The sequence below is a fragment of the Bacillus sp. XT-4 genome (assembly GCF_050864245.1).
In the GTDB taxonomy this organism is placed as follows: domain Bacteria; phylum Bacillota; class Bacilli; order Bacillales; family Bacillaceae; genus Bacillus; species Bacillus altitudinis.
Window position 1 is genome coordinate 628586 of record NZ_JBPAFI010000002.1, and the last position, 13059, is coordinate 641644.

A 13059-nucleotide genomic window follows, 5' to 3' on the forward strand; every position below is an offset into this window, starting at 1 on the left:
AATAAAAAAAGAAGCACTGATATCGCAGTGCTTCTTCTCTGTTCTTATTGTTTTGCTTTGATCTCTTTGAATTCTTCCTCAGTACAGCTGACAAAGTGACCTGGCTTAACTTCACGAAATTCCGTATTTGTTCCTTTATGAACAGATGGATCGTATTTAATCCGTTTGCGGTTACGCTCATAATCAGGATCTGGAAGCGGAATCGCAGATAGTAATGATTTTGTATATGGATGAAGCGGGTTTTCATATAATTCATTCGCTGGTGCCAGCTCAACCAATTTCCCAAAATACATCACACCGATACGATCGCTGATATATTTCACCATGGAAAGGTCATGGGCAATGAATAAATACGTTAAGCCCTTTTCTTCTTGCAGTTCTTTCATTAAGTTGACGACCTGCGCTTGGATCGACACATCTAGTGCAGAGATTGGCTCATCGGCAATGATGAAATCCGGCTCAACAGCTAACGCACGAGCAATCCCAATACGCTGCCTTTGACCGCCTGAAAATTCATGCGGGTATCTATTCGCATGCTCTTTATTCAAACCAACCGTTTCAAGCAATTGATACACACGCTCTTTACGTGCTTGCTTTGTTTTCGCAAGACCATGAATGTCAATACCTTCTGCAATGATATCAAGAACTGTCATTCTAGGGTTAAGTGAAGCATATGGGTCTTGGAAAATCATCTGCATTTGACGGTTAAATTCAAGCATTTTTTGTCTTGATTTCTTTCCGTGTACGCTTTCTCCTTTATAGAGAACTTCGCCATCTGTCGCATCATAAAGTCTAATGATCGAACGGCCGGTTGTCGACTTTCCACATCCAGATTCACCTACAAGTCCAAGTGTTTCACCTTTATAAATATCAAATGAGACACCATCAACTGCTTTTACAGTCCCTCTTGCTGTATGGAAATGCTGCTTTAAATTTTTAATTTCTAACAGTTTTTCTGCCATGCTATTCACCCTCTTTTACTAATACAGGTTTTTCGTAGCTACCTTCTAGTTCACGCATTCTCGCCTTTACGGAAGCAGGCGGTTCAACTTTAGGGGCATTCGGATGAAGTAGCCATGATTTCACATAATGCGTATCTGATACTTTGAACATTGGTGGTTCTTGTTCAAAGTCAATTTTCATTGCATAATCGCTCCGGAGTGCAAATGCATCTCCTTTCGGCGGGTTTGTTAAATCTGGTGGTGTTCCTGGAATCGCCGTTAGTTTCCCTTCAGCTCCTCCATCTGTGTCTAGGCTTGGCATAGATGCTAAAAGTCCCCATGTATATGGATGTTTCGGATTGTAGAAAATTTCATCAACAGTCCCTGTCTCCACGATCTGTCCAGCATACATAACGGCTACACGATCAGCAACATTGGCCACAACACCTAGATCATGGGTAATAAAGATAATAGATGTTTCGACTTTTTGCTGAATTTCTTTCATTAATTCTAAGATTTGCGCCTGAATGGTTACATCAAGTGCAGTCGTTGGCTCATCAGCAATCAATAGCTTTGGATCGGCTGCAAGTGCCATCGCGATGACAACCCTTTGTCTCATCCCGCCACTAAATTCATGTGGATATTGTTTGATTCTTTTTTCAGGCATTGGAATCCCAACAAGCTCTAAAAGTTCAATGGCTCTTTTTTCAGCCGCTTCTTTTGAGATTTGTTCATGCTTGAAAAGTACTTCTGTAATTTGTTTCCCGACCTTCATGGTTGGGTTCAAAGAAGTCATCGGATCTTGGAAGATCATTGAAATGTCTTTTCCTCGAATGGTTTGCATTTGCTTTTCCGTTTTCTTGACAATATCCTGCCCATCAAATAAAATCTCTCCGCGCTTGAAATAACCTGGCGGCATCGGGATTAATCTCATGATGGCCTGTGATGTTACACTTTTACCAGAACCAGATTCACCTACAATAGCAAGTGTCTCGCCTTTATTTAAGTGGAAGTTCACACCACGAATGGCTTGAACCTCTCCACCATATGTTTTAAATGAGATTGCAAGGTCTTTCACCTCTAGAATACGTTCACGTTCCATCCTAATCACTCCTTATTTACGCAACTTCGGATCTAAAGCGTCTCTTAGTCCGTCTCCAACCACGTTAAAACCAAACATTGTAATACAGATAAATGCGGCTGGGAACCATAATCTCCATGGATAATACGTCATGGCCGGAATTCCGTCAGAAGCCATTGTTCCCCAGCTAGCTAATGGAGCCGGTACACCAAGCCCTAGATAGCTTAAGAATGCTTCTGTGAAAATAGCAGAAGGAATCGTTAATGTCATTGTGACAAGAATTGGTCCCATTGAGTTTGGAATCAAGTGTTTAAATAAAAGTCTAGATGTTTTTGCACCTAATGTTTGTGCTGCAAGAACGTATTCTTGGCTCTTCAATTGTAAAACTTGCCCTCGAACGATACGTGCCATGTTAATCCAGCCTACGACTGTCATAGCAAGGATAATCGTTAATAATCCTTTTGGCAGAACAACCATCATTAAAATAACCATTAATAGTGTTGGAATTGCCCATAAAACGTCTGCGATACGCATCATCACTTCATCTGTACGGCCGCCTTTGAACGCAGCAATACTTCCCCAGATGATCCCGATGATCACGTCAAGAACTGCTGCAGCAAGACCGATGAAGATCGAAATTCTTGCCCCTACCCATGTACGAACAAACATGTCTCGGCCTAAATCATCTGTACCAAACCAATGCTCTTTTGATGGCGGCTGATCTGCGTTTAGCAAATCTGTCGTCGAATAATCATATTTCGAAAATACTGGAACGAAAATGGCCAGAATCACAATAATGAAAATGATTGCAAGTCCAACCATTGCAAGTTTATTTGCACGGAAGCGAAGCATGGCATCCTTCCATAAAGATAGACTAGGTTTAGAAATTTTTTCAGATTCTGCTGCGTCAGCTGTCGCAGGCACAAATAAATCTTTTCTCATCTCTTCCATGTGTTAGACCCCTTTCTTCGCCTTCGTCAGTTTAATTCTAGGATCAATAATACCGTAGAGGACGTCAACAACTAGAATACTGACTAATAGAATAATACTGTAGAAGACTGTGACACCCATGATGACGGTGTAGTCACGGTTTGTAATGCTTGTAACAAAGTGAGAGCCAAGACCAGGAATACCAAAAATCTTCTCCACGACAAAACTACCTGTTAACACTGAAGCAGCCATTGGTCCCATGTATGTGATAACAGGTAACAATGCGTTTCGAATGGCGTGTTTGATCGTCACAGCTGATTTTGTTAATCCTTTTGCTCTAGCCGTTCTAATGTAGTCACTATTTAATACTTCAAGCATACTTGACCGTGCAAGTCTAGCGATAAATGCCATTGGCATGAAGGAAAGTGCAATAGAAGGTAGTACGGTGCTTGCCCAAGACTCCCATCCTGCAACTGGGAAGATCGCTAAAAAGCTTGCCTCAGATGCAAATACATATTGTAATAGCGCCGCTAAGATGAAACTTGGAACTGAGATTCCAAAGATCGTTAAAATGGCAATCGTATAGTCTTGCCACTTGTTATGATAGAGCGCTGCAAGGACCCCAAACAATACACCAAATGCTAATGCGAGGAGAATTGCCTCAATTCCGAGGGTAAAGGAAACGGGGAATCCAGAACTGATTAAATCATTAACAGTTTGTCCTTTATATTTAAATGAGGGACCAAAATCTAATTTTGCAACTGAACCTAGGTAGCTCACGTATTGAACAAATAAGGGTTTGTCCAACCCGTAGTGCTCGTTTAGGTTTGCTTCAATTTCAGCAGGAAGTTTCTTCTCTCCAGAGAATGGACCACCAGGTGCTGCCTGCATGAGAAAGAAAGTTGCAGTTACAATAACAAACAGTGTGATTAAAATATATATTAATCGCTTACCGATATATTTAAGCAACGGAATTGCACCTCCATGATTTTACAACAATTTCTCTAATCAGCAAGAAAGGTATATGGAGAGACATCCTCCATATACCTTAAGATCCTTGCCGTAGATCTCTTACACTATAACTCTTACTTTTCGAAATGTGCCCATTTGTATTGAACATCACCAAGTCCAGATACAACCACACCTTTAAGTTTTGGATCTTGTACCCAAAGTTGAGTGTAGAAGTAAATAGGCGCTACAGGCATATCGTCGATGATGATTTTTTCTGCTTTTTTCAGCATTTCTTCACGCTTTGTTTTGTCTGTTTCTTTTGCAGAATCATTCAATAATTGTTTGTATTCTTTGCTTTCCCATCCAGTGTCATTGTTTCCACCGTCTTTATCTTTGTAAAGCTCAAGGAAGTTCACTGGATCGTTGAAGTCTCCTAACCAGCCCATACGTCCGATTTGGTAGTCTCCACTGTGGATTTTATCGATGTATACGTTCCACTCAGAGTTATCAAGTTCAACGTTCACACCTAAATCTTTTTTCCACATTTCTTGAATTGCTTGTGCAATCTTTTGATGAGCTTCATCAGTGTTGTAAGAAAGTTTCAAAGCTGGAAGATCAGAAACAGACTTATAACCTAATTCTTTCGCACCTTTTTCAAGAAGTTTTTTAGCCGTATCTACATCGTGATCTTTGAAGTAACCAGTTTTGTTATCAGTGAATCCTTCCATTGTTGGTGGAACGATTGCCATAGCTGGAACTTGTTCACCTTGCGTAATTTTGTCAACGATCGCTTGACGGTTGATAGAGTATGCAAGGGCCTTACGGATGTTTGCATTGTTTAAAGGTTTTACTTCTGTGTTGAATTTGTAGTTATAAATACCAGCGATCGTTTGGATTTTAAGACCGCCATCTTTTTTCAACGTTTTTAAAGACTCAGTTGGAAGGTTTCCAGTTGGAGAACCAGCCCAGTCAAGTTCGCCTTTTTTGAACATGCTAAGTTCAGTGTTTGTATCTTTGATCATAGACATGTTAATCTTTTTCAATTTCACAGTGTCTTTATCCCAGTATTCATTGTTCTTTTCAAGTGTGATAGAACCGCCATGCTTCCATTTAGAAAGAACGAATGGTCCATTAGATACGTAGTTTTCACCAGCATTTGTGTACCAGTTTTTATTCTTTTCAGCCACTTTTTTGTTGATTGGCATATACGTATAGAATGCAGTTAGTTCAGTAAAGAACGGTGTTGGGTTCTCTAGCTCAACTACAAGCGTTTTGTCGTCTTTTGCTTTAATGCCAACATCAGAAACTTTTGCTTCCCCTTTGTTAGCAGCTTCAGCACCTTTAATATAATAAAGCTGGTAAGCATATTGAGATTCATTTTTAGGATCTAATGCCCATTTCCAAGCATATTCGAAGTCTTGTGCTGTGACAGGGTCACCATTAGACCATTTTGCATCACGAAGTGTGAATGTATAAGTTTTACCATCATCACTTGTTTTGATATCAGAAGCCATTGCGTTTTCTGGCTTACCTTCAGCGTTAATTCTTGTTAATCCCTCAAAAGTCTGACGGATGACACTTCCTGAAGTTGAATCATTTGCCAATCCCGGATGTAGAGAAAAAGGCTCAGTGGAGATATTCACATTTAATGTTGTTTTAGCCTCTCCAGAACTGCTCGTGCTGTCGCCTGATTTGTTTCCGCTGAAACCACAAGCGCTTAATACAAGTGTGAAAATAAGCATTAAAGTAACAACAGACCAACGCTTTTTCAACTGTATTCCCCCTTATAATATGTTTTTAGTTCAAAGGTCTCGATAGAAGATGAGATTCAGATTTAAGAAATAGCGTAAAAAAGTCCCTGAATAGCTTACTTTCTATTTCTTTTGTTTTTTCTGAATTTTCACTATGTAAAGAGCCTAGCACAAACGTGTGAACAAATTCATTATAATGAATAGAATAATTTATTGCAATATCAATTTCACATATTTTTAAAAAACGTAAATGGGGATAAAGATTGATTTTTATAAACTAAAGTCTCAATCACTTCAACAAATTAAAGCGTAAATTGATTAAAATAATTTAACAAATTCAGCAGGAATAATGTTTTATACATATAATTAATCATCCTTTTTTAAAAAATTCTGACAGATAGTTACTATTTTATCTAAAATTTTAAGTGTCAAACGACATGATGAGAAGGTCACAAATAGGCTTCGTGACTTTTTCATGGTCATCCTTTATAATAGATAGACATACTGTTGCGATGAAAAAGAAGAGTACATATATTCACCATTAACAGAGAGTCTGCGGTTGGTGCAAGCAGATAATGGCATGTATGGAATGGGCTTTGGAGCAGCTAACCGAACACTTGATAGAGTGAGTAGGCTTAGTCGGAGCAGTCTCCGATATCAACGTCTTGAGTGATTTCTGATTTGAAATAACAAGGGTGGTACCACGGTTCATTCGTCCCTTTTCTGTTGAAAAGTGATGGGTGGGCCTTTTTATATTGAAGAAAAGAGGTTTTAGTATGACAAAAAAGACGATTTTCTCAGGCATTCAGCCTAGCGGTTCTGTGACATTGGGGAACTACATTGGAGCGATGAAGCAATTTGTCGATCTTCAGCATGATTACAACGGCTACTTTTGTGTGGTCGATCAGCATGCCATTACGGTGAGTCAGGATCGTTTAGCCCTTCGACAAAATATTAGAAGTTTAGCCGCTCTTTATTTGGCAGTGGGACTTGATCCTGAGAAGGCAACATTGTTTATCCAATCAGAGGTACCTGCCCACGCCCAGGCAGGATGGATGCTGCAATGTGTCGCTTATATTGGAGAATTAGAAAGAATGACTCAATTTAAGGACAAATCTGCTGGTAAGGAAGCAGTCGTTTCAGGACTATTAACGTATCCGCCATTAATGGCTGGCGATATTTTGTTATACGGTACGGACTTAGTTCCTGTAGGAGAAGATCAAAAGCAGCATCTTGAATTAACGAGAACGCTTGCTGAACGCTTTAACCGAAAGTATAACGACATCTTTACTGTACCTGAAGTCAAAATTCCAAAAGAAGGCGCTCGGATTATGTCTTTAGCAGACCCAACGAAAAAGATGAGCAAATCTGATCCGAACCAAAAATCTTTCATTACCTTATTAGATGAGCCAAAACAGCTTGAAAAGAAAATCAAAAGTGCTGTGACTGATTCAGAAGGCATCGTCAAATATGACAAAGAAAACAAACCTGGAATTGCCAACTTACTGACGATTTATTCTGTATTAGGGAACGTATCGATTGCAGAGCTTGAACAAAAATACGAAGGCAAAGGTTATGGTGAATTTAAGGGAGATCTTGCGAACGTTGTTGTGGATGCATTAAAACCGATTCAAGATCGCTATTATGAACTCATTGAATCAGAAGAGCTTGACCGCATTTTAGATGAGGGTGCTGAAAAAGCGAACCGTACGGCAAACAAAATGCTGAAAAAAATGGAGAATGCGATGGGTCTTGGCCGGAAACGCAAATAAAACAAGCTTGCAGCATATTCAGCTGCAAGCTTTTTCTAATTCACTTTTGATTCATTTTCCATTTCCCAAAGTTTTTCAAAAAATGGCTGTCCTTTAATCATTTTTTCACAAAAGGCTAAATGGTTTTCTGACCATCCATCAATGGTTTCGTTATAAAGCATGTTCCAAATTTCCTCGAAAGACATTCGTTTGATCTGGTTGTACATGCGCGGATTCCATTCTGTATACCAATAGGCAATTTCTGCTCGGTTTTGAAGCCCCTTTAGTTGATCTAGCGCCATAAACATCAGCTGCTTCAGCTGTCTTTCTTTTCTCGTTAATCCGCTGATATGCTGCGGTGGTAATGATAGGATGTGATATTCTTTCGTCGATTCAAGGCTGTCCGGCGTGAATTCATACTCCTCTGCCTTCACATCTTTCACCATTTCATACACCAATTGCTCCTGTCTTGGAATCAATCGGCTCTTTCTCACAGGGATGGAATAACCAATCGTATCCACAGCAATGATTCTAATCCCGTCCGTGACCACAAAGCAATACTCTAATTTACGGCGTTCATGATTTTTTCGAATATATGATTTCTCAAATACAGACTCTAGCAGCGTCTTCGGCAGCTCTGATAGATCATTCTCTATGTAATCAAACAAAGGACTCTGCACCTTGAGTAAAGGTACTTGATCTAACAGCTCCACGCTGTCCTCCTTGCGCCACTCATGAAAATGGCACACATTATAGCCATTCTCTTCCCCTTCAAACCAATTCACCCATACGTCATGAAGAAATAACATAACCAATCCCTCACTTTTTAAAAACTGTTGTCCACAGTATGGGCAAGGGATAGAGAAATTATTCCAACTTTATTAAAACTTCTCCCTGACGGAAGGACGGCTTTATTTCCTGGGAAAAGGAGAACGTCTCGCAGAGTCCTTTCACGATTTTCTATAAGAAGAACCTTATTTTAGCTTTTTAGGATCAAGGGCATCTCTCAGTCCATCACCTAAGAAGTTAAAGCATAAAACGGTAAGTAGAATCAGTAAACCTGGGAACAGTGGATACCACCATGCTTGCACCATAATGGAGAAATTTTGTGCATCTTGAAGCATGTTTCCCCAGCTCGCCGTTGGAGGCTGGATGCCGAACCCTAGATAGCTAAGTGTCGACTCAGCTAAAATAACAGAACCGACTTTTAATGTAGCAGACACAATAATAGGGCCGATACAGTTCGGTAAAATATGCGAAAAGATGATGACATGGTTTTTCGTTCCGATCGTTCTTGCTGCGAGTACGAATTCTCTTGTGCGAAGTGACAAGAATTCACTGCGGATCAGCCTGGCGGTTGTTGTCCAGCCAGTCAGCGCAAAGATTAAAATCAATTTATCAATACCCGGTTTAAAAATTGTCACTAGCGTGATCAAGAGAAAAATATCTGGAATAGACAATACCACATCCACCATTCTCATGAGCACAGAATCGACAAAGCCTTTAAAGTATCCCGCTACCGCCCCAATGACGGTACCAATGGTGATGGCTCCGACTACTGAGACAAAGCCAACTAATAGAGACACCCTCGCTCCGTATAGCACCCTTGAAAAAATATCTCGGCCAAACTTGTCGGTTCCCATAAAATGCTCTGCACTTGGAGGCTGTAGCCGTTTCAATAAGTCTTGCTGTTCCGGTGCGTAAGGTGCGATCACCGGGGCGAAAATAGCAGAAAAGATAATGACCAATAAAATAGCGGAGCCGGCAACCGCCAATTTATTTTTGAAAAATTTCTCGCAAAATAAACGAAGCATCGTCTCTGGTTTTGGCGGAAGGCCTTCTTTTAATTTGAGATCAACAGAAGGTGTTCCCATATTAGGTTGTGCCAATTGTGCTTCAGCTCCCTTCTAATATTCAATACGCGGATCAACGATCGCATAGAGAATATCCGCTATTAAGTTTCCAACGACCACGAGCACAGCAGAGATAACAGTCATCGCCATAATGACGGGATAATCTCTTGAAAAAGCAGAATCGATAAACAGCTTCCCAAGCCCTGGCCATGTGAAGATTTGTTCCACCACGACCGCGCCGCCAATAAAGGATGGAATCATGAGTCCAAAGATCGTAATAACAGGCATCAGACCGTTTCTCAATCCATGTTTGAAGATGACTTTGTTCTCTCTAAAACCTTTCGCTCGCGCCGTACGAATGTAATCCTGCCGCATCACATCGAGCATACTTGACCTTGTATAACGTGTAAGGCCGGCCATATCAGCCGTTGCTAAAACAAAGGCAGGTAAAATAATATGATGAAGCCGGTCAAATAGATTAAAATCTGCATTTAAGGTAGAGACACCCCCGGTCGGAAACCATCCTAAATTCACTGATAAAACCATAATAAGGATCAAACCAAACCAGAAATTCGGAATAGCCAGTCCGATAAATGATGTAACCGTAATACCATAGTCAAGTTTTGTATACGGACGTTTTGCTGAAAGAACACCAAATGGGATGGCAATGATCAGGGCAACTAATGTAGAAAAGATCATGAGGATGAGGGTATTTGGCAGCCGGGCAAAAATCAAATCAGCCACGGGCGTTCCTTTTTTTACGATGGATGTGCCAAAGTCACCTTGAAGCATATTACCAAGCCATTTCATATATTGCACATATTCAGGATCGTTCAAGCCGTACTTATCAATAAAGGCTTCCCGGTCTGCGGCACTAATGGTCGGGTCCATCATGAGTGACATCGGATCGCCTGGTGCTGCTTTCATAATCGCAAAGGACAAAATCGTAATACCAAACAAAATTGGGATGGAAAGAAGTGTCCTTCTAATGATATATGTAACCATGTGCACAACTCCTTTTTCATCGGATGGCCATACTATGATGAAAAAAGGGGAGACCCCTCCCCTTCTTCACTAGCAAACTACTGTTCAATCCACCATTTTTCGATTTTGTAATATTCATCTTTCGGGTGGTAAGAGTAGCCTTGTAGATTAGATGGCATCGCGCGATGTGAGTTGGCATAATAAAGGAACGTATACGGCTGGTCTTTTGCAATCAGCTCATAAATTTTTTCATATGCCTTTGAATACTCTTTTCGATCACTCAAGTTTTTGGCATCAACTAGCAGTTTATCGACTTCTTCATTTTTATACCAAATGTTATTTAAGCCTTTTTCAGACTGACTTGAATGGAAAATGCTGTATTGGTCAGGGAATGTCGCTAAGCTCCAGCCGAGTAATAACGCATCATAATCCCATTTTGGCGGGGTTGTTTGTTCGATTAATGCACTGAACTCCACAATTTGCGGTTTTGCTTCAATGCCAATTTCTTTGAGCTGCTGCTGGACAACGACAGCAATATCTTCACGGACTTTGTTTCCTTGGTTCGTCTTCAAGACGAAGGAGAACTTCTTACCGTCCTTATCAAGATAACCATCTCCATCTGTATCCTCCCAGCCTTCTTCCTTCAGCATCTTTTTCGCTTTTTCTTGATCAAATTCAAATACTGGGACATTTTCATTTTTAGGGTAGTTCCATGACAGCGGGCTTTCTGGGATGTTGGCTACTTTCCCGTCTCCATCTAACACTTGATCGACAATCGTTTGACGGTCAATGGCATGGGTAAGCGCTTGACGGACTTTTTTACTTTTGAACAGTTCGTTTTTCTGATTCCAGCCAATATATGAATAATTTAGCCCTAGATCAGATTCGATTTTGATATTACTAACTTTTTCAGCTGTTTGCAGTTCTGCTCCAGGTACTGCAAAGAAATCAATATCACCTGCGGATAGCTGGGCCATGGCTGCATTTTGATCAGGAATCGTTTTAATGGTGACTGTATCAAGGTATGGCCGTCCATCCCAATAGTCATCAAATGCTTCAAGTTTGACATAGTCTCCTTCTTTCCACTCGGCAAATTTAAATGGGCCAGAGCCGATTGGATTTTTTCGGTTAAATTCATTTTCGCCAAGATCCTTTATAGGGACATCACCTAAAATATGTTTTGGTAAAATGCCATAGCTTCCTAGCGTGACATTATAAAAATATGGATCTTTTTTATTCAGCTTAAATTCGACCGAATAGTCCCCTGTTTTTTTGACAGACTCTAATACTTCAAAGCCTGATCCACGCTCACCATTGTAATCCTTATTGATCGGAATGCTGTATGTAAACACAACATCATCAGCAGTCAGTTCTTCTCCATCATGAAACTTCACGCCTTTTCTAATGGTCACATCAAACTGTTTGCCGTCATCGGATTCTTTAATATCTTCTGCCAACGCCAGCTGTGGGTTAAGCTTTCCATCTGTTTGCAGCAAAAAGCTATAGATTCTTTCTTCAATATCAGAACTTGCCACGTCTGTTGAGTAAAGTGAGTTAAATAATGTAGGCTCTGCAATCGAACCAATGACAAGATCGCCGCCTTGAACAGGTTTACCTGTGGATTTCTTTTCACTGTCTCCAGACGTTTTATTTCCACCAGAACAAGCAGCAAGGATCAATGTAAAGATCAGCAGCAAACTGACCAAAATGGACTTTCTCTTTCTATCTTTCATAGACAATTCCCCCTATCTTTTTTAAAAAATGATGACAGAAGCCCGTTTTATCCCCCCTCTCAAAGATGAGATCATACAAGCGTGATCAAGCGTCGTAGAGGTGGCAGGCCACAAAGTGGTTCGTTTTTAATTCTTGAAATTGTGGTACTTTTTCTTTACAGACTTCTTTCGCATGCGGACATCTTGTATGAAACACACAGCCTTTTGGCGGATTAGCAGGGCTTGGTAAATCACCTTGCAGCATAATCCGTTCCCTTTTCACCTGACCTTTTTTACGGGTGACTGGAACGGAAGATAAAAGCGCCTGTGTATACGGATGAAGCGGATCATCGTACAGGCTATGCTTATCCGCAAGTTCCATCATTTTGCCAAGATACATGACGCCCACTCGATCACTAATGTGGCGGACCACACTGAGATCGTGAGAGATAAAGAGATAGGTGAGGTCAAACTCTTCTTGAAGCTCTTCCATCAAATTGATGACCTGCGCCTGAATGGAGACGTCAAGCGCTGAAACAGGCTCATCTGCTATGATCATTTCAGGATTCATGGCAAGTGCACGAGCGATACCGATCCGTTGCCTTTGTCCGCCGGAGAATTCGTGCGGGTATCGATTCGCAAAACTTGGGTGAAGGCCGACTTTGGATAAAAGCTGTTCTACTTTTTCATTTCTTTCTTTTAAGGAATATAAGTGATGTGTTTTGTAGGGTTCTTTGATGATACTTCGAAGTGTTTTTCTAGGGTTGAGTGATGCAAAGGGATCTTGAAAAACCATTTGGATGTTTTTCCTTGTTGATTGTCTTAGCTTTGATTCAGATACATGAGAGATATCTTGCCCTTTAAATAGAATTTGTCCTTCTGTTGGTTCATATAAACGAATCATCGTCCGTCCTAATGTGGATTTACCGCATCCAGACTCTCCAACGATGCCTAACGTTTCGCCTTTATAAATGTTTAAGTCGATGCCGTCAACCGCTTTGACTGCTCCTACTTTCTTTTGCAGCACCCCAGCTTTAATCGGAAAGTGTTTTCGTATATTTTTTAATTCCAGGATGGTTTCTTTCTCAGATTGATCTGTCATGTA

The 13059-nt window shown here is 40.6% G+C and carries 11 protein-coding genes and 1 other annotated feature; of the genes, 1 reads left to right on the plus strand and 10 read right to left on the minus strand.

Annotation, left to right across the window (positions count from 1 at the left end; all coding sequences use genetic code 11):
- Positions 1-44 precede the first annotated feature (44 nt).
- The 5 genes from ACRRMM_RS08525 to ACRRMM_RS08545 form a co-directional block, all read right to left on the minus strand.
- Complete coding sequence (locus ACRRMM_RS08525; RefSeq protein WP_007499016.1) at positions 45-962, minus strand: ABC transporter ATP-binding protein; 918 nt, start codon at positions 960-962, stop codon at positions 45-47.
- 1 nt (position 963) lies between these two features.
- A complete protein-coding gene (locus ACRRMM_RS08530) occupies positions 964-2043 on the minus strand; it encodes an ABC transporter ATP-binding protein (RefSeq protein ID WP_007499018.1) in 1080 nt (359 codons plus the stop codon).
- A gap of 12 nt (positions 2044-2055) precedes the next feature.
- Positions 2056-2973, minus strand: coding sequence for an ABC transporter permease (locus ACRRMM_RS08535; RefSeq protein WP_017360167.1), 918 nt, complete (start codon positions 2971-2973; stop codon positions 2056-2058).
- Positions 2974-2976: 3 nt separating this feature from the next.
- Positions 2977-3921 (minus strand): ABC transporter permease, encoded by a 945-nt coding sequence (locus tag ACRRMM_RS08540; RefSeq protein ID WP_007499022.1) that lies wholly within the window; start codon positions 3919-3921, stop codon positions 2977-2979.
- 116 nt (positions 3922-4037) lie between these two features.
- On the minus strand, positions 4038-5675 hold the full coding sequence (locus ACRRMM_RS08545; RefSeq protein WP_148780238.1) for a peptide ABC transporter substrate-binding protein: 1638 nt from the start codon (positions 5673-5675) through the stop codon (positions 4038-4040).
- Between the two features lie 482 nt (positions 5676-6157).
- Positions 6158-6377, plus strand: a binding site (T-box leader).
- A gap of 53 nt (positions 6378-6430) precedes the next feature.
- Here ACRRMM_RS08545 and trpS point away from each other — a divergent pair.
- Positions 6431-7426 carry a tryptophan--tRNA ligase gene (gene trpS, locus ACRRMM_RS08550; protein ID WP_017367013.1) on the plus strand — a complete coding sequence of 332 codons (996 nt, stop codon included), beginning with the start codon at positions 6431-6433 and terminating at the stop codon, positions 7424-7426.
- 35 nt (positions 7427-7461) lie between these two features.
- Here trpS and ACRRMM_RS08555 read toward each other — a convergent pair whose 3' ends face one another.
- The 5 genes from ACRRMM_RS08555 to ACRRMM_RS08575 form a co-directional block, all read right to left on the minus strand.
- Complete coding sequence (locus ACRRMM_RS08555; RefSeq protein WP_144684661.1) at positions 7462-8214, minus strand: YjbA family protein; 753 nt, start codon at positions 8212-8214, stop codon at positions 7462-7464.
- Positions 8215-8379: 165 nt separating this feature from the next.
- Positions 8380-9279, minus strand: a complete 900-nt coding sequence (opp4C, locus tag ACRRMM_RS08560) for an oligopeptide ABC transporter permease (protein WP_081114822.1) — start codon at positions 9277-9279, stop codon at positions 8380-8382.
- A 33-nt stretch (positions 9280-9312) separates the two neighbouring features.
- Positions 9313-10263, minus strand: a complete 951-nt coding sequence (locus ACRRMM_RS08565; protein WP_007499031.1) for an ABC transporter permease — start codon at positions 10261-10263, stop codon at positions 9313-9315.
- 77 nt (positions 10264-10340) lie between these two features.
- Entirely contained in the window at positions 10341-11975 is a 1635-nt protein-coding gene (locus ACRRMM_RS08570; RefSeq protein ID WP_428828875.1) for a peptide-binding protein, read from the minus strand.
- 85 nt (positions 11976-12060) lie between these two features.
- Positions 12061-13056, minus strand: coding sequence for an ABC transporter ATP-binding protein (locus ACRRMM_RS08575; protein WP_058214013.1), 996 nt, complete (start codon positions 13054-13056; stop codon positions 12061-12063).
- Positions 13057-13059: the final 3 nt, after the last annotated feature.